The organism is Burkholderia multivorans ATCC BAA-247 (genome assembly GCF_000959525.1).
GTDB classification, from domain to species: domain Bacteria; phylum Pseudomonadota; class Gammaproteobacteria; order Burkholderiales; family Burkholderiaceae; genus Burkholderia; species Burkholderia multivorans.
Window position 1 is genome coordinate 1,175,798 of the sequence record NZ_CP009831.1, and the last position, 18,316, is coordinate 1,194,113.

Below are 18,316 nucleotides of genomic sequence, written 5' to 3' on the forward strand. Positions count from 1 at the left end.
GCCGCGTCGGCCGCGCTTTGCAAATGCCGGCCTAAGTGACCGTGCGTACAGTTTCGCCGTGCCGGACGCCTTATCGTCGCAGTGTCGTCGGGGACCGGCCGCTTCGTGGAAGCGGCGCGGTGTGGCGACGCCGTTCCGAAGGTCGACGAAACGAAATTGCACGCCATGCAAAGATTGAGCCTACTTGATTGCCGACAGGCGGCGCGCGGCATCGTCCGCGGCGCGTCGCGCGACAGCGGCGCGCAGCGCGGCCGCGCGAGGATCGCGGCCACGTCCGGATGCGGCGTCGATATGTCGACGGTCCGCTACATCACGGATCGAGGTCCGTCGTGATGCGCGTGCTGGTCATCAACGACTTCGTCCGCAAGGGCGGCGCGGAAGAGGTCTACCGCGTGTCGGTCGATGTGCTGCGCGCGCGCAACGACGTCGTCGTCGAAACCTTCGACGAAGAGGCGCTGCGCGGCGTCGAGAACAAGCGCAGCACACGTGCATGGTCGCCGGCGGCCGCGCGTGCGCTGGTCGCGCTGCTGGAGCGTTTCCGGCCGCAACGGATTCTCGTCCACAACTATCACAACCTGCTGTCGTGCGCGATCCTGCCGGTACTCGCGCGCTACAAGCGACGCTCGGGATGCGGCCTGTATCTGACCGCGCACGATTATCACCTCGTTTTTTACAATCCGAGCCTGCAGGTCTATTCGGGCGGGCGCGCGCAGCCGTTGTCGCTCGACCGGTTGCGCGGACACCGGCGCTTCGTGTCGGTTGCCAGCCCGCACGGGATCGTGCACGACGTCGTGAAGAAGGTGCATTGGCACGTCGTCAATGCGCTTTTCCATCCGCTCGGCCTGTTCGACGAAATCCTGTGCCCGAGCCCGTTCATGCGCGACCTGATCGCGCGCTTCGCGCGCACGCGCACCACGCTGCTGTCGAATCCGATCGATACGACGCTGATGCCGCGTGCGCCGAAGCCCGCGCAGGGCGAGCGGCTCGATCTCGCCTTTGTCGGCCGCATGCATCCGGACAAAGGGCTCGCGGAGTTTCTCGCGCTGATGGCCGGGCCGGCGGGCGAGGCGATCGCGTCGTTCACGATTTACGGCGACGGGTCCGAGCGCGACGCGCTCGAAACGCGCTATGCGAGCCTCGTCGAAGCGGGCAGGCTGCGCTTCGCGGGCCGGCTCGACCATGCGGCGCTGTTCGCCGCGCTGCCGCAGCACGACGCGCTCGTGCTGCCGTCGATCTGGGTGGAAAATGCGCCGCTCGTGATCGTCGAAGCGGCGATGCTCGGCCTGCCGGTGCTGGTCCACGACATCGGGAGCCTGTCGACGTTCGGCAACGAGATCGGCAACAAGATTCTCTACCGGAACACGCCCGACGACTTTTCGCGCGCGATCGGCGCGCTGCGCGCACACCTCGGCGACGCGAATCGCCGTTACGATTGGTCGCGCTACTCGATCGACTGCTACGCCTCGTCGCTGTACGCGGTACTCGGCATCGACGCATCGGCGCCGCATCCGCACGCCCATTGACAGTCGGCGCACGTTCACTCTCAGCCCAGAAGGCACGATGACCGCCATTCGCAAAAATTTCGCGATGCTGTTCGCGTTGCAAATCTCGACGTATGTCGTGCCGCTCGTCACGCTGCCGCTGCTTACGCGCGCGCTCGGCCCGCAGCAGTATGGACGGCTGTCGTTCGTGCTCGCGGTGACGACGTACTTCATCAATCTGGTCAACTACAGCTTCGACCTGACGGCCACGCCGCGCGTCGCGCTCGCGCGCGACAAGCTCGAGCGTTCGCGAATCTTCTGGACGACCGTCACCGCGCAGTGGCTGATCGCGATCGCGGGGCTCGGCGTGCTGGTCGCGCTGACGCTGGCGATTCCACACTTCGCGGCGGAGCGCACGCCGCTGCTGATCGGGTTCGGCATGGCCGTGGGCGCCGCGCTCACGCCGGGCTGGTATTTTCAGGGGATCCAGAAGCTCAGCGTCTACAGCATGACGGTCGTCGTGTATCGCGCGCTGAGCGTCGTCGCGTTCTTCCTCTGGGTCCACACGCCGGACGACATTCTCCCCGCGATCGCGATCAACGCGGCTGTGCCGCTGCTCTGCGGCGTGACGCTGCTCGCCTATCTGTTCGTCTGCCGCGAGGTCGCGCGCGTGCGCGTGCGGCTCGCCGACATCGTCACCGCCGTGAAAGGCGGCACGCAGGTCTTTCTCGCATCGACGTCGATTTCGTTCTACGCGTCGACCAACACCGTGCTGCTGAGCATGGTGGCCGGCAACGTCGCGGCAGGCTACTTTGCCGCCGGCGACAAGCTGATCCGCGCGGCCGTCGGCATGCTGCAGCCGCTGCGGGCGACGACCTATCCGCACATCACGAACCTGATGCATCACGCGCGCGACGAGGCGTTCGCGTTCCTGCGCAAGCTGATCGTCTGGCAGGGCGTGCTCGTGCTCGCGATGTCGGCGACGATCTACGCATTCGCGCCGATGGCGGTCCGGATTCTTTATGGCGCCTCGTTCGAGCCGACCGTCGCGGTGCTGCGCTGTCTCGCGCTGGTGCCGTTCATGGCCTGCATGACCGACCTGTTCGGCGTTCAGACGATGCTGCCGCTCGGGATGAAGCGCGCATTCAGCACGATCCTGATCTCGTCGGGGCTGCTGAACGTGACGATCCTGCCGCCACTCGCGGCGCTATTCGCGGAACGCGGGGCGGCCATCGCCGTGCTGCTGGTCGAGACGGCCGTGGTGGGGGCGCTCGTGTACGTGCTGTACCGCGAACGCGTCGGCCTGATCGATATGCCGGCGCGCTCACGGTAACGCGATTCGCTGGTCGGCGGTCGTTGCGATCGACGAATCCGCGGGCATGCGAGTCGATGTCTTCGGTGTTGCTTGCGCGGCTTCTGCAAGCGGACGCAACGCCGATATGACACGCGCGCGAATCCTGTCGATCCGCGCGCGAAGACTGCGAGTGGGGAGCAAGAAAGGGCGGCGGCGCGCGTCCTACAGCCGCTCGAATATGGCCTTCATCATTTCGGCGCTGCGGCTCCAGCGATATTTTTCCGCATGCGCGATACCGCGACGTTTGAACTCGTCCCGAAGCTCAGCCGAGTCGAGCAGGCTGCGCAGCTTCGCCGCGATGTCGCCCTCCGAATACGGATCGCAGTACAGCGCGGCGTCGGCGCAGACTTCCGGCAGTGCTGCCGAGTTCCCGACGACGACCGGGCAGCCGTAGCGCATCGCCTCGAGCGGCGGGATGCCAAACCCTTCGTAGATGGACGGATAGAGGAAGCACGCGGCGTTCTGATAGAGCGCCTTCAATTGCGCGTCGCTGATGTAGCCGACGTACTTGATGTTCGGTTCGTCGGCCGTCACGTGATCCTGCTTGCCGAACACCGTCTTGTTCTGCATCCCGACGATCACGAGATCGACCGACGGATCGTCGAGCTGTCGGAATGCCGCGATCAGACGGCCGAAGTTCTTCGTCGGATTCATGCTGCTGACCGCGAGCACGAAGCGGCCCGGCTTGATCGCATGGCGCTCGAGCACGCTCGCGTCGGGCTGCACGGCATCGAGATGGTCGGCGCCGAGCGGCACGACGCGGATCTTGTCGGCCGACACGCGGCAGTGATGCGCGAGCCGGTCGCGCGAGAAATACGAGTTCGTCAGCACGCAGGCGGACGTACGCGCGAGGATCCAGAACATGATCCGATACCAGACGCGAAACGCACGGGAAAAATGCGCCGGCGTGTCGAACACGGCCGCGTCGTGCATGTAGATGACCTGATTGCCGAGAAAGATCGACGCCGAGTTGCTGAGATTGACGATGCGGCCGCGGCGCGCGAACAGCGGAAGAACGAGCTGTTCCCACACGACACCCTTGCCGAAGCCGATCCTCACCGTGTTCGCGCCGCTGACGGCGTCGCTCGGTTGCGGCGGTACCAGCACGGTGACCGGATCGCGCGGATGGATATCGATCAGTGCCGCGATCAGCTCGCGTGCGACGCGCTGCACACCGGTCGTCTTCTGCGTGGTGAAGCGGCCGTTGTAGACGAGAGGTTTCGGATTCTTCAATGTGCTCATGTCGCTTGTCGTCGTTCGAGATCAGGCTTTGACATGATCGGCCGCAACGGGCTCGAAACCGCGCGTATCGACGCGCACGCCGTCGGTCTTGTCGGTGTCCAGGCCGTAGAGCGCATGCCATTGCCGGAATATCTCGCTCATCGAAAAACGCTGCATCGCTAGCGTGCGTGCCGCGGTTCCCATTTGCTCGCGAAGCTGACGATCGTCGCGCAGCTTCGCGACATACGCCGCCATGTCGTCTTCGCTCGACGCGACGTAACCGGTCACGCCGTGAATGACGACGTCGCGATTGCCGATCACGTCGGTCACGACGGCCGGTATGCCGGCGATCTGCGCTTCGATGAGCGCGACCGGCATGCCTTCCCAGCGCGACGTCTGCACGTAGATGCTCATGCCGGACGCGAGATCCAGCGCACGCGCGCGCGTCACCCAGCCGCTGCAGACGACGGCGCGTCGCTCGGCAGGATCGGGAATTTCAGCGGCATTGCCGCCGATCCACAGAAACTCGACGTCGGCGTGCTGCAGCTTCTGCGCGAGCCGCGCGAACGCTTCATGATTTTTCTGGAACGACGCACGGCCGCTCATCCCGACGACGATCTTGCCGTCGTCGCGCGGTCGGCGCTGCGGGATCGCGGTCACGTCGACGCCGTTTTCGACGAGCACGGCCGAACGCGCACGCACGCGCTGCTTGATCTCGCCTAGTTCGCTGGCCGAGCATGCGACGACGGTGCCGCCGATGCGCGCTGCGATCTGCTCGAAGCCGAGATACGCGTACTGCTTCATACGCGACACGTCGCGGCGCAGATACGACAGGCCGTGCGGCGAATAGAACACGGCCGCATGCGGCGTCGCGATGCGCGCGGCAACGCGGCCGAGCACGCCGGCCTTCGACGAATGCAGATGAATCACCTTCGGGTCGTAGCGGCGCAGGTGCGCGACGAGCGCGCGCAAGCTGCGCAGGTCGTGCTTGACGTCGACCTCGCGTGCCATGTCGACGTAGACGAGCTTCACGTCGGGTCTGAACAAGGTCGGAAAGTCGGACGGCGTTTCCGCGCGGATCGCGTGCAGCACGGTCACCTCGATGCCGGCCGCAGCCGCATGGTTGGCAAGCTGGGTCAGCATCGACAGCACGCCGCCACCGAACGCTTCGGCAATGTGAACGATCTTTTCTTGAGTCATCTTCGGGGTCTATCGATTCGATCGTTCGCTGTGTCACGCACGGTGACGGCAGCGGCCGGCGAATCGTCAAATCGACATCGGGCCGCACGTCTCGCAACGCGTCGTTGAACGAATTACGTATTCCTGATTTACCGATGCATGTCCGTCGCGTTCAGCGCATCCGTACTCCGGTTCTCGGTGTCGCGGCCTGTGCGCACGGTTCGGTTTCCGTGCGAGACGCGCGAATCCTGAGGTCCGGATCATTGTGTGCCGCCCATTTGTCGCGCTGGGTGCGATGGCTTACCGATCAGGCGATTCGGCGCAGAAAGTCCGCGCACGGCGACGTTTATTGAACGATGATTCGTTGTTTGGCCGAATTGCGAACGCGCGCGAAAGATTGCCGGCAACAAGCGGCGCCGTCGCGATGCGAAGCGCATGCGATCGGCCAACCGGTCGGTCCGGCAACGCACCGAGAGACGCCGGTTTCGAATGATTCAATCGCACGTATCGCGCGCCGCATCGACGATTCGCCGCGCGCGCACGACGGAAAAGGATTCGATATGCATCGCTCACAACGGCTGCTCGTCAGCTACACCGCCATCGTCGGCATGCTGGCGGCCGGCGGACTGTCATGGCCGCAATACGCGATCGCGGCGACCGGCACGTCGGCAGCGGCCGACGTTCGTCCGAACGTGCCGGACGCGCACGTTCGCCCGGCCGCCGACGGATCGGACCAGGCGGCCGAACTGCAACGCGCGTTCGACATGCTGCGGCCTGGCCAGCGACTGGTGTTCGCGCCGGGCCGCTATGTCGTCGGCCGCTCGCTCACCGTGCGACAGCCGCACGTCGTGCTGCAGGGCAACGGTGCGACGCTCGTCGCGACCTCGCCGAACGACCAGACGCTCGAATTGCGCGGCGACGGTACGGCGCTCGTCGGGTTCCGGTTCAAGGGGACCGGAACGACGCGCCTCGGATCGCGCGAGTCGACGAAGATCCAGGTGACGGGCCACGACGTGCAGGTGCTCGGCAACGTGATCGACGGCGGCGCGAGTGCCGGCATCTTCGTGTTCGGCGGCAGCGCCGTCGCGATTGTCGGCAACGAAGTGCGCGCGACGCTCGCGGACGGCATCCACATCACGCACGGCGCGCGCGACGTGCTGGTTCAGCGCAACGTCGTCGGCGACACCGGCGACGACATGATCGCGGTCGTGAGCTATCAGCAGGACGGCGCGCTGAGCCGCAACGTACTGATTACCGGCAACTCGCTGGAAGGCAATGCGTGGGGCCGCGGCATCACGGTCGTCGGCGGCGCCGACGTGACGATCGCGAACAACGTCGTGCGCAACGTCCAGGTGAGTTCGGGGATTCTCGTCGGGCAGGAAGACAGTTGGCACACGTACGGCGCATCGAACGTGCGCATCGAGAACAACGTGATCTCGGACATTCAGACGAAAGCTGACCGCACCGATCCGCGCCCGGTCACGCAGCAGGGAGCGATCGAAGTCAGCACGTGGTCCGGCAAGATCTCGCGCGTGACGGTGATCGGCAATCGCGTGTCGAATACGCGGTTCGACGCCATTCGTCTGTGGGGCAACGTGTCCGACGTACGGCTCGCGGACAATCAGCTCGCTGGGATCGGCGCGCAACCGGTGCGGGTCGGTTCGTCGAACGGTTGCGCGGCTGGGCGGTTGCCCGGCGTGTCGGCGGCGTCCGCGATGATCGGCACGCTATGCGGCGGTGCGACTCAGGCAATGTCGGCCGCGGCCGATGCCGCGGGGGCCGATCCGTCGTCGCTGCCGCGCGTGCGCGAAGCGCTTCGGCAGACGCGCTGATCGCGATGCGCGATGCTCGGCCGAGCAATCGGTCGATCGCGCATCGCGGGCCGCGACGGCCGGCGTTCGAATGCAACGCGCGGGCGACGGGGTGCCAGGCATGGCTGCGCGGCGGCACGCAACCTCTGCGCATGCGCCGCCGCGAATCGCGCGACTTATCGAACGATGTCGCGCTCGGTCGTTGCCTCGGCCGGTGCCGGCTCGGCCCGCTCGGCAGGTTCGGGCGGCATGATCGAAGCCGGCCGGCGCGGCGCGCCGGCGTCGACCACCGCGCGTCCGTACTGATCGTCGAAGCGCACGATGTCGTCCTCGCCGAGATAGTCGCCCGACTGCACCTCGATGATCTCGAGCGGGATGCGCCCGGGATTCTCGAGCCGGTGAACCTCGCCGACCGCGATATACGTCGATTCGTTCTCGCTGAGCAGGAACGTATCGCTGCCGCGCGTGACGCGCGCGGTGCCGCGCACGACGATCCAGTGCTCGGCGCGGTGATAGTGCATCTGCAGCGACAGCTGCTTGCCGGGTTCGACGACGATCCGCTTCACCTGGAAGCGCTCGCCGAGATCGATCGAATCGTAATGCCCCCACGGCCGCTGCACCTTGCGGTGTTCGCTCACTTGCGGGCGCCGATCCATCTTCAGCCGCGCGACGATGTTCTTCACGCGCTGCCCGTCGTGCTTGTTCGCGACCAGCACCGCATCGGGCGTTTCGATCACGACGACGTCCTTCATGCCGACGCACGCGACGAGGCGTCCTTCGGAGCGCACGAGACTGTCGTGCGTATCCTCGAATACGACCGTGCCGCGCGCGACGTTGCCGTGCGCGTCCTTCGGCATGATTTCCCAGATCGCATCCCACGTGCCGACGTCGGACCAGCCGGCCGCGAGCGGCACCACGATGCCGTCGATGCCGAGCGTCGGGCTGTCCGCGAGACGCTCCATGACCGCGTAGTCGATCGAGTCGGACGGACACGCGTCGAACGCCGCCGCATCGATGCGGAAGAACGGATCGTCGGCGACGCCGGCGCGCCACGCGGCTTCGCACGCCGCATGAATCTCCGGTGCGAGCGCCTCGATCGCCTTCAGCCATACCGACGCGCGCGTGACGAAGATGCCGCTGTTCCACCAGTAGTCGCCCGATTGCAGATAGCGTTCGGCGAGCGTCGCATCGGGCTTCTCGACGAAGCGTCCGATCGCATAGCCGCCCTGACCGCCAAGGCGGCCCGCACGCGGCTCGCCGACCTGGATGTAGCCGTAGCCGGTTTCGGCCCGGCGCGGCAGCACGCCGAGCGTGACGATCGCGCCGTCCTGCGCGTAGCGTGCGGCGCGGCCGACTGCGTCCTGGAAAGCGGCGACGTCGACGATCACATGGTCGGCCGGCATCACGGCCAGCACCGGATCGTCAGCGTCCGCGCATGCGTCGAGCGCGGCGAGCGTCAGCGCCGGCGCAGTGTTGCGTGCGCTCGGCTCGAGCAGGATGCGCGCGGTACCCGCGCCGCGGCCGACGACCTGTGCGGCGCTCATGAAGCGATGCTGCTCGCCGCAGACGAGCAGCAGCCGATCGTCGAGCGATGCGTTGGCGATCCCGTTCAGCCGGCGCGCGGTGGCCGACAGCGGCGACTCGTCCGAGACCAGCTCGATCAGCTGCTTCGGATGCTGTTCGCGCGACAGCGGCCAGAGCCGCGTGCCCGAACCGCCGGCGAGAATGACGGGAAGAATGCGCGGCAGATCGGGCTGCGGCACCGGGCGGAGCGTGCGCGTCATCGATTTGCTCCCGTGTCGGCCGGCAGGCGTTGCGGCGCGCGGCTGCCCGTGCGCGTATCGTCGTCGCCCGGCGTGGCTGCCGACACGACGCGCGACAGCAGCGTGCGCAGCGCGCCCGAGGCGCGGTCGGCCGGCCGCACCATGCCGATGAACGGCGCGCCCTGTTCGAGATACGGGCCGTATGCCTTGCGAAAGCCGAAGCGTTTGTAGAACGCCTGGCGTGCCGCCGGCACGTGGATGCGGATCGCGGTGTCGGGCCACGCGACGTGCGCGGCCGCGAGCGCGCGCTCGACGAGCCGCTCGAGCGTGTCGTCGTCGCGGCACGCTTCGCTCGTCAGTACCTTGTCGATCACGACGTCGGGATCGATGTCGTCGCCGGGCAGGATGCGCGCGTATGCGGCGACTTCGACGCCGTCCTGCGCCGGCACACGCGCATAGACGTGCAGCGCGGCCGTGTCCTTGCCGTCGATGTCGAGATGCGTATGCGCGTCCTCGACGACGAGCACGGCGTTGCGCGCGCGCAGGATCGCATAGAGATCGACGGCGCCCAGGTGTTCGAATTCACAACAATGCCATTCCATGATGCAGTCCTCGCGTGATGCCTTGCGCATGTCGCGGCACGAACGTGCGTCCGTTGCGGCGCGACGATACTGATGATGGGCATGCAATGTCGCGAGGTCTGTTCGAAAGCATACTGACGCAGGCGTTGCGCGCGATTGCCGACGCACCGTCGGCGCGATGCTATGTGCGATAGCACACATCGGCCGTACCGACGCTTTTCGATAATGAACGCATTCAGACGCGCTCGTCGAAGACGCGAGCCGTCGATTTCCAATACGAATTCCACATACCGGGGAAGTCCTTGATGATTGCGATCGTTCAGCGTGAACCGGGCGCGCACGCCGACGCCGTCCGTGCACCGGCGAGTGCGATCGACTGCATGGCGCAGCCGATCGCGTTTCGCGCCGCACGCTTCATCGAACGCACCGCGCGCGTCGGCGACGTCGATCGCCGGCATGCGCATCCCGCCGTCGCGGCGCGACCGTCGCCGCCTGAGCAGAACGCGCCGAACGCAGCTATAGTCGCCCATGCTCCGGACGCGCCGCGGCGCCGTCCGCCTGCGCCTGGCGCATCGCAACGAGGCGCGGCCTCGGCCGCCGCCGCGATGGCCGACGTGCAAGCGGCGGCCGACGGGCGGGCGCGCAGGTCGGCGGCGCCCGCGATGGGTGTGAATGGGAATCGATTCGCTCCGCCGCGTGCGCGCCGGATGCTGCGACGTGACGCGCGGGGCCGGGCGCAGCGAGTTCCGTTCCCGGCGAGCCGCGGACGTTACGACGTTGTAACGGCCGGCCGGTGCACGGCGTGCGTCGGGCGGCAGCGGCGCCCGGACGCCGGCACGATTGTTCGACGATACGAACGGCCGGCGCAACGGCGGCGCGATTCCGGCAACAATCGTCGGCAATCCGCGACGCCGATCGTGGGGAAAAGTAGTATTTGCCACCGATTGACGCGAATGGTCATAGATAATCAAATCTCAGTCGCTAAAGGGCCGTTTCGGCGGGGGACGCGGCGGCGTAATCGAATGATTCGATGTTTAGCGTTTGGTAACAAGACCATCTTGGAACGGGGTGTAAATTCAGGAGCGAACGAAAGGGGGCGGCCATCCCGAAAGCGGGTTGGCTGCCGTCCGGTTCAGCATCGGGCGCGGCTGTCGTGTACGACGCGACGCAAATGCGGACGGAAATCCCGTTTGCCGACGTGCTTGCCTGACGGCACGTCGCATCAAAGCCGGAACATCGTGACGCAAGAGGTCACGCGTTCCCTTCGAGTACGATAACGGGACCGGGAAACATCCGGCTCGACCTCCGGGGGCTCTCGCCGTGCGTGGTTTCGATCTTCGCCAAAGCTGCGGAAACGCAGCGCGGACAGGCGCTCATGCGCCCTCCGCAACGCACGCGAACGGTTTCGGGAGTGGAGAAAGTGACGGTTTGTTATGAATATGCCAATAACGCGCGATAAGAACGCCGGCGGGGAGAGAGACGCGGGGCAGCGCCCGCTGATCTACTGGACGCAAGCGCCATCCGTCATGCTGCGCAAGGAACTGGCGCGCCGCGACTGGAAGGTCTCGATCGTCACGCATGCGAACGAGCTGCGCGACACCGCCGGCGAGATCACCTGCGGCATCCTCGATCTCAGCGGCGGCCACGCCGACGCGATCGGCAGCATCGCATCGACCTGTGCCTCGATGCGCGACGTCGTGTGGGTCGCGCTCGTCGACGCCGGGCAGACGGCCTCGCCGAACGTTCGTGCGTTATTGCGCGATTATTGTTTCGACTACGTCACGCTGCCGGCCTCGCATCAGCGCATCGCCGATACGGTCGGCCACGCGTACGGCATGGAATGCCTGTTCGCGCGCGATCGCGAACGGCTCGAATCCGACGAGCACGGCATCGTCGGCACCTGCAGCGCGATGCTGCGGCTGTTCGATACCGTGCGGCGTTTCGCGCGCACCGACGCGCCCGTGTTCGTGTTCGGTGAAACGGGAACGGGCAAGGAGCTGACGGCCGTCGCGATTCACCGTCATTCGGAACGCCGCAACGGGCCGTTCGTCGCGGTCAACTGCGGCGCGATTCCGCCGCATCTGCTGCAGTCGGAACTGTTCGGCTACGAGCGCGGTGCGTTTACCGGCGCGAACGCGCGCAAGATCGGCTATGTCGAGGCCGCGAACGGCGGCACGCTGCTGCTCGACGAAATCGGCGATCTGCCGCACGAGAGTCAGGCGAGCCTGCTGCGATTCCTGCAGGAGCGCGCGATTCACCGGCTCGGCGGTAGCGATCCGGTGCCGGTCGACGTGCGGATCGTGTCGGCGACGCACGTCGATCTGCGCGACGCGATGGAAGAAGGGCGCTTCCGCGCTGACTTGTTCCATCGGCTCTGCGTGATGCGGATCGACCAGCCGCCGCTGCGGGCGCGTGGCAAGGACATCGAACTGCTCGCGCATCACATGCTCGAACGTTTCCGCGGCGACGCGCGTCATCGCGTGCGCGGCTTCTCGACCGATGCCATCACGGCGCTGTACAAGCACGACTGGCCCGGCAACGTTCGCGAGCTGATCAATCGCGTGCGTCGCGCGGTCGTGATGACCGAAGGGCGCCTGATCACCGCGCGCGATCTCGAGCTCGAATACTGTCTCGATGCCGCATCGCCGTCGGTCGCCGACATGCGCAAGTCGATCGAGCGCGAGGCGATCGAAACCGCGCTGCTGCGCACGCGCGGCCGCGTCGCGGCTTCCGCGCGCGAACTCGGCGTGTCTCGCGCGACGCTGTATCGGTGGATGGAAGCCTACGGTATCGAGCGGCCGCGCGGTACCGGATCGTCCGACTGACCGACCGCCTTCGCCCGCGGCTTGCGCCGCGGACCTTCATCGAACCGATTCGATATGCGCGGCGCAGCGGTGCACCGGTATGCCGGTATGCCGCTGCGCACGCTGCGCGTGCGTCAGCCGGCCTGCGTCGCGCGCACGGTGCGCGCGGCATTCATCGCACGGATCTCGACGACCGGCGCCGTATCGGCCGCCGCGCGTGCCGGATCGCCCTCGAGCGGCACGAGCGCGACGCGCGCGGGTGTGTCGGGCGCGAGATGGAACCAGTCGTCGCGCGGCACGAAGCCGGGCGCGTCGATCTGCACGTGGCGCGCGACGTGGCGCGTGTCGATGTCGACATGCCAGACGTCCCCGGTGCGCGACACGCAGGCCTCGAGGCCGAGCTCGCGACGCGCGAACACGACCGGATGCGTGCGCGACGGGAAGTAGAACGCTTGCGACAGCAGGGTGCCGTCGTCCGCGCGCAGCGTCGCGACCGCGGTGTCGTGCTCGCACGGGCCGAAGCGGTACGCGTAAGTCCAGTCGAAAAACCGGCCGAGCAATTCGGCCGAGCCGAACCGCAGCGTATCGTGCGCGGCGATGCGCACCGGGCAGCCGGCACGCGCGACCGGCGTGCGGCCGTCGCGCAGCGCGACCAGCTCGACGGTCCCGGACAGCGGCGCCGGGCGCTCGTTGAGCACGTGCACGTCCAGGCCGTTCAGCCCTTCGTCGACGAGCAGCACCTGCACCGGCTGCAGCACCTGGCGCAACGCATACCATGCCGATTTCGGCCGATGCGAGGCGTCGATCACGCCCCAGCCGGCGCCCGGCATCACGTCCTGAAACTGCCAGACGAGCGCGCCGGCGCAGCGCGACCCGTTGCGGCGCCATTCGGAATAGGTGTCGCGCATCACGTCGGCGATCACCGCGCGCGACAGCTCGAAGTAGCGTGCCGGATCCTCGCGCCGCAGGCGATCGGGCGTCACGTCGTACAGCGTGCGCAAATAGTGGTCACGCACATCGTCGAAATCCCACGACGTGCCGGGGTCGCGCGGCACCGCCGCCTTCCAGCGCGGCTCGTGCACGCCCGGCCAGCCGAGCTCGTCGAGCATCGCGTTGGACGGCACGTTCGCGAACGCGAGACATTCGCTCGCGAAGCGCACGTCGGCCCGGCGCGCGTCCTCGAGCGGACGCAGATACGCGCCGACGCCGTAGTAGTGCGACACGCGCTCGCGCGGCACGAACGGCAGCACGCCGCCGTCGGGCGAGTCGGAGACGTACACGACGTCCGGCCGCCGCGCGGCCGCGTGGGCGGCCAGCCGCTCGGCCGTCAGCTCGAGAAAGCGCTGTTTCGTGCCGAGCCCCGACATCGCGGCCTGCTGCGCGATCTCGCTGCCGCCGCACAGCACCGCGAGCGACGGGGACGCACGATGACGCAGCAGGAACTGATCGGCTTCGCGATCGACGACCTCGGCGAACGCCGGATCGTCGAGCGCATAGTCGAAGTTTGCAAACATGAAGTCCTGCCAGACGAGCAGCCCGAGCCGGTCGCACCATGCATGGAACGCATCGGCTTCGTAGGTCATCGTGCCGCCGACGCGAATCATGTTGAAGCCGGCGTCGCGCGCATAGCCGAGCAGACGCCGGTAGGTCGCGTCGTCCGCATGCAAGGCGAGCGGCGCGGCGCTGCTCCAGCACGCGCCGCGCGCAAACACCGGCACGCCGTTGACGCGCAGCGCAAAGCCCTTGCCGTCCGCGCCGGCGTCGGCTTCGATCGTACGAAAACCGGTCGTGCCGAGCGGGCGGCGTTCGCCGCCGAGATGCAGCTCGACGTCGTACAGCGCGGGTTCGCCGTGCGTATGCGGCCACCAGCGCCTGACGTTCGGTATGGCGACGCTCCCGCGTACGCGGTCGGGCGCGACGCGTTCGAGCGTCGCGACGTGCTCGCCGCACGCGAGCCGCACGGCATCGTCGTCGGGCAGCGGCGATGCGAAACCGAGCTCCGCGTCGAGCCAGCCGGTGTCGCCGTCGACGCGTGCCTGCAGGTCGCGATGCACGATCACCGGGCCGAGCGTCGGATCGAGCACGTCGACCGGCCGCCACGGGCCGGTCGGCACGTAGGGCGGAAACCAGCCGGGCATGTGCCCGAGCAGCGACGTGCGCACCGCGCGCAGGCCGGCCGGTTCGGCGAGCCGCGTGCGCCAGCGTGCGCGCCGCGCCGCGCGTACCTCGCGCAGATGCGGCGCCAGCGCGCGGAAGCGGACGAAGAGCCGGTGCGCGCCGTCGAGCGAGACGGGAACATCGTGCGAGACGAACATGCTGTACGACTGCAGGATCGGCGTGTCGTCGAGCCATACGTCGGCGAGCGTCGCGAGGCCGTGAAAGCGCAGCACGCGCGGCCCGTGACCGTGCAGTTCCGTCCGGTACCAGTGATCGCGCTCGGCGAGCGACGCGATCTCGTCGGTACGGCCCGCCAGCGCGAGCGCCTGCGCGACCGTACCGGGCACCGGTGCGTCGATCCAGCCTCGTTCGGCCGGCAGTTCGCGCGGTTCGTCCGCGGCGCCCGCGTCGGTCGTCAGCATCGACCACGCGGGCGCGGCGCCGGACCGCGTCATCGGCCGAGCGGCATCGCCGCCGCGTCGTGGCGTATCGGTGCGCGATGCAGCAGCGGCGGCGCGATCTGCCGCGCGCACGCGATCAGATCGTGATACGCGGCTTCGATCGCGTCGAGCGTCGCGTCGCCGCGCTCTTCCTTGCCGCGCGAACAGGCGCGCGCGAGCCGGAACTCGAGCACCATCGCTTCGGACGCGATGCGCTCGCAGGCACTGCGGATGTCGGCGAACGGACCGATGCAGCCGTTCGCCTGCAGCCAGCGCGCGTAATGACCGAACAGCTCGAAGTTCGCGCCGAGCTGCCGGACCGAGTTGAACGAATACGCGTGAAAGCGTTCGATCGGCGCGTCGGCGAGACGCTTCGCTTCGTCGCGCAGCTGATACCGGAACGCCGCGATCGGATCGACGACCGGCAGCCGCCGCAGATGGCGCTGCAGCAGCGCGAGCGACGCTTCGCACAGCGCGCGTTCGTCGAGCGGGGGGAAGCGCCGCTTCGCACACTCGACGTACGGCGGCAGCGTCATCGGCGATGCGTCGCCGACGAGCCCGTCGTAATCGTCGCCCTCGGCCACGTAATAGCCGCTGTTGTGGAAGTAGCCGAGCTGGCGGCGCTCGCGGTCGATCGCATCGATGCCGATCGTCGTCTTCGTGTGCTGCGCGCGATAGCTGATGCCGCGCGTATCGGGCAGGAACCACGCGTCGACTTCGACGATCATCAGATGGCCGCGCGCGACCTGCGTCTCGATGTGGCGGTCGAGCGGCTCGTAGATCGAATGCTCCTGCACGACGATGCCGTACAGCCGTTCGAGTTCGTCGAGCGGAAACTTGAAGAACGTGAACTGATCGCCCTCGAAATCGAGCGCGATCGTAAACGGCAGCGCCGCATACGGGTTCAAGCCCCACCACCGGAGCACCTCGAGCCACATGTCGACGTAGCAGTTGGTCTGCTTCCAGACCATCTCCTGGCCATGCAGCGGATGCGGCAGATAGTGGCGCGCGCGGTGGCGCACCGCGTCGAACGACGCATCCTCGCCGTCGCGGGACACGAATGTCATGGCGTTCCCCACAGTACGTTGCGCACGTCGGCCGGCCATGCTTCGATGTCGAAGCCGTGGTGGCGGAACAGCGCGAGCGTCAGGCGTTCGAGCCCGAAGCCGACGCAGCCGGTGTGCGCGACGTCGTCGGTCGCGGTGCGGATGTTCCACAGCAGGCCGAAGTGGTCCATGTGGTAGTTGAAGCTCAGGCAGGCGGTCTGCCGGCCGTCGTGTTCGATCGGGATCAGCAGCTCGAACTTGAGGTTCTGCTCGCGCTGGCTGTCGGCGACGATCTTGCCGCCGCGTCCGAAGAACGGATCGTTCGCGAGATCGATCCCGTTCGGCAGGCCCAGCGAGTCGATCATCTGCGTGCCGCGTTCGATCCACGTCTGGCGGAACGCGAGAATCTGCTCGGGCGTGCCGATCCGCACGTACTCGCGCATCCGGAACAGCTGCATGCGCGTCGGATCGAGCGACGGCTCGTGACGGAAGCAGTACGAGAACACGTCGAAGATCCGGCCGTCCGGCGGCAGCGCACCTGCACGCGCGACGACCGGGTAAATCGGGTAGCACGCGGCCGGCGTCATCACGACGTAGGTCGGCTTCTGGTTCTCGGTCCAGTCCTCGCCGCGCTCGAGGCATTGCAGCAGCCGCTGATGCTGGTGTTCGTTGCCGCCGAACGAATGCACGCTGCCCGCGAGCTGCGGAAAGCTCTTCATGTATTCGCTGCGCTCGAACTCGAGGCGGCTCATCGCGGGCGGGAAGCGCAGCACTTCCGCATGCTGGTCCGCGCCGAGGCGCGAGACGTACGCGTCGAGCGCTTCGACGACGCGCTCGAACGCTTCGCTGCGGCCGAACAGGCCCTGGATGCCGGTCGAGACCAGCAGGCCGGCATCGATCATTTCGTCGCGCAGCGGGTTCACGCCCGCGCGGTCGAGCGGCGCATCCGCGGGAACGGACGGGGCGGCGGGGGCTACGGAGAGGCGATCGTTCACGTGTGTTTCTCCAGCGTCGCGGGACGCAGCGCGAGCAGCAGGCTCGAAGTGTTGGTGGCGATGCGGTCGTTGTTGATCATCAGCGGCGCCGCATGCAGGTCTCGAATATGACGGCCGACGCTGAAGGGCGTGCCGTGCTTGTAGCCGGCCATCCCGCAGATCATCATCGCTTCGTGTGCGACCTGAAGCGCGGTCGTCGATACGTAGGTCTTCAGCGTGTTGATCTCGGCGGCCCATGCCATGCCGCCCGACCACGAGCGCGGCGCGCCGCTCTCGTACAGGCGCAGCACGTTGTCGACGCGCGCCTGCATTGCCTGCAGCAGCGCGAGCGATTCGGCGAGACGCCGCGACGCGGGCGACGAGGCGCCGTCGGTCTGACGCGCCTGCGCGCGGAAGAACTGGTGCGCGCGGTGGAACGCGTCGCCGGCGACGCCGATCCACACGGCGGCCCAGAGGATGTGCGACACGGGCACCATCGTCTGTTCGGCGATCTGCGCGAACGGCACGGGCAGGCATTGCACGGTCGCGCCGTGCGCATCGAGCATGAAGCCGTTGCTGCAGGTGCCGCGCATGCCGAGCGTGTCCCAGTCGCCGCGGCGCGCGAGCGTATAGCCGTCGCGCAGCAGCGTGACGAGCACCTGCTCCGACGCGGGCGCGTTGGCGTCGCGGCGTGCGGTGGCCAGAATGCCGTCCGCATATTCGCCGTACGAGATCGTCGGCGCGGCCTTGTGCAGCCGGAATTCGCCGCCGTCCGCTTCGAGCGCGCACTGGCTCGCGCGCAGGTTGCCGCCGACGCCGTCTTCCGACGTGGCCGACGCGAGCAGCCACTGATGGCGCACGAGCTGCTGCAGAAACAGCTTGTGCCAGCCGTGGTCGACCGCATGGTCGACGACGCACGCGACCTGGATCTGATGCATCGCGAAGACCATCGCCGACGATGCACATGCGCGACCGAGGATCGTACACGCCGATGCGACCTCCGCGAGCGAGGCGCCGATACCGCCGAGCCGCGTCGGCACGAGCGCGCTCAGCAGGCGGCGCGAGCGCATCGCCTCGATCGCTTCGACGGGACAGCGCGCATCGCGATCGACGGCGTCCGCGTGCTGCGCGGCGATGCGGGCGACGGCGTGCGCGGCTTCGTCGAGCCGGCCCGCGGTGTCGTCCGCTTCGAGTTCGGGAAGGATCGCGTTCATGCCGATTGCTCGGTGCGTTGGAGCGTACCGATCGCGTCGGCCAACGAGTCGATGCTGCGGAACAGATTGCGGTTCAGCATCTCGTCGGGGATTTCGACGTTGAACTGTCGCTCGAGCGCGAGCATCAGCTGGATCGTGTCGAGCGACGACAGGCCCGCTTCGTAAAGATCGTCGGCGTCGCCGATCGAATCGATGGCGGCTTCGAGATGGGCGACTTGCTTGAGAACGGCTCTGATTTCGTTTTTCACGTGCAACTCCGGCGTGCGTGGTGTCGTCCGCACGGGAAGAAGC

At 67.5% G+C, this 18,316-nt stretch carries 13 protein-coding genes; 4 read left to right on the forward strand and 9 right to left on the reverse strand.

Annotation, left to right across the window (positions count from 1 at the left end):
• Positions 1-332 precede the first annotated feature (332 nt).
• Together NP80_RS07495 and NP80_RS07500 are read left to right on the forward strand one after the other, a co-directional pair.
• Positions 333-1,523: a glycosyltransferase family 4 protein gene (locus NP80_RS07495; protein WP_006410323.1), complete on the forward strand. Its 1,191-nt coding sequence runs from the start codon at positions 333-335 to the stop codon at positions 1,521-1,523.
• Between the two features lie 37 nt (positions 1,524-1,560).
• Entirely contained in the window at positions 1,561-2,814 is a 1,254-nt protein-coding gene (locus NP80_RS07500) for a flippase (RefSeq protein ID WP_006402418.1), read from the forward strand.
• A gap of 183 nt (positions 2,815-2,997) precedes the next feature.
• Here NP80_RS07500 and NP80_RS07505 read toward each other — a convergent pair whose 3' ends face one another.
• Both NP80_RS07505 and NP80_RS07510 read right to left on the reverse strand, forming a co-directional pair.
• Positions 2,998-4,077 (reverse strand): glycosyltransferase family 4 protein, encoded by a 1,080-nt coding sequence (locus NP80_RS07505; RefSeq protein ID WP_035946999.1) that lies wholly within the window; start codon positions 4,075-4,077, stop codon positions 2,998-3,000.
• Between the two features lie 21 nt (positions 4,078-4,098).
• Positions 4,099-5,256 carry a glycosyltransferase gene (locus tag NP80_RS07510; RefSeq protein WP_006410326.1) on the reverse strand — a complete coding sequence of 386 codons (1,158 nt, stop codon included), beginning with the start codon at positions 5,254-5,256 and terminating at the stop codon, positions 4,099-4,101.
• Positions 5,257-5,795: 539 nt separating this feature from the next.
• On the opposite strand from NP80_RS07510, the gene NP80_RS07515 reads away from it, so the two are divergent.
• Positions 5,796-7,067, forward strand: a complete 1,272-nt coding sequence (locus tag NP80_RS07515; RefSeq protein WP_035947004.1) for a right-handed parallel beta-helix repeat-containing protein — start codon at positions 5,796-5,798, stop codon at positions 7,065-7,067.
• Between the two features lie 155 nt (positions 7,068-7,222).
• Here the strand turns inward: NP80_RS07515 and NP80_RS07520 are convergent, their stop codons facing one another.
• Together NP80_RS07520 and NP80_RS07525 are read right to left on the reverse strand one after the other, a co-directional pair.
• Positions 7,223-8,830, reverse strand: coding sequence for a mannose-1-phosphate guanylyltransferase/mannose-6-phosphate isomerase (locus tag NP80_RS07520; protein WP_006410322.1), 1,608 nt, complete (start codon positions 8,828-8,830; stop codon positions 7,223-7,225).
• Complete coding sequence (locus tag NP80_RS07525; RefSeq protein WP_006403710.1) at positions 8,827-9,411, reverse strand: GNAT family protein; 585 nt, start codon at positions 9,409-9,411, stop codon at positions 8,827-8,829. The genes NP80_RS07520 and NP80_RS07525 overlap by 4 nt, the downstream gene beginning before the upstream one ends.
• Before the next feature lie 1,412 nt (positions 9,412-10,823).
• Here NP80_RS07525 and NP80_RS07530 point away from each other — a divergent pair.
• Entirely contained in the window at positions 10,824-12,215 is a 1,392-nt protein-coding gene (locus tag NP80_RS07530; protein ID WP_035487738.1) for a sigma-54 dependent transcriptional regulator, read from the forward strand.
• A gap of 113 nt (positions 12,216-12,328) precedes the next feature.
• Here the strand turns inward: NP80_RS07530 and NP80_RS07535 are convergent, their stop codons facing one another.
• Genes NP80_RS07535 through NP80_RS07555 form a run of 5 tightly spaced genes read right to left on the reverse strand, consistent with a single transcriptional unit; the run spans position 12,329 to position 18,273 of the window.
• Positions 12,329-14,806, reverse strand: coding sequence for a glycoside hydrolase family 2 protein (locus NP80_RS07535; protein WP_045593532.1), 2,478 nt, complete (start codon positions 14,804-14,806; stop codon positions 12,329-12,331).
• Positions 14,803-15,858 (reverse strand): DUF1839 family protein, encoded by a 1,056-nt coding sequence (locus NP80_RS07540; protein ID WP_006403706.1) that lies wholly within the window; start codon positions 15,856-15,858, stop codon positions 14,803-14,805. Before NP80_RS07540 ends, NP80_RS07535 begins: the two co-directional genes overlap by 4 nt.
• On the reverse strand, positions 15,855-16,832 hold the full coding sequence (locus tag NP80_RS07545) for an amino acid--[acyl-carrier-protein] ligase (RefSeq protein WP_006403705.1): 978 nt from the start codon (positions 16,830-16,832) through the stop codon (positions 15,855-15,857). Before NP80_RS07545 ends, NP80_RS07540 begins: the two co-directional genes overlap by 4 nt.
• Positions 16,829-18,025, reverse strand: a complete 1,197-nt coding sequence (locus NP80_RS07550; RefSeq protein ID WP_006403704.1) for an acyl-CoA dehydrogenase family protein — start codon at positions 18,023-18,025, stop codon at positions 16,829-16,831. The genes NP80_RS07545 and NP80_RS07550 overlap by 4 nt, the downstream gene beginning before the upstream one ends.
• Positions 18,022-18,273 carry an acyl carrier protein gene (locus tag NP80_RS07555; RefSeq protein ID WP_006403703.1) on the reverse strand — a complete coding sequence of 84 codons (252 nt, stop codon included), beginning with the start codon at positions 18,271-18,273 and terminating at the stop codon, positions 18,022-18,024. Before NP80_RS07555 ends, NP80_RS07550 begins: the two co-directional genes overlap by 4 nt.
• Positions 18,274-18,316 lie beyond the last annotated feature (43 nt).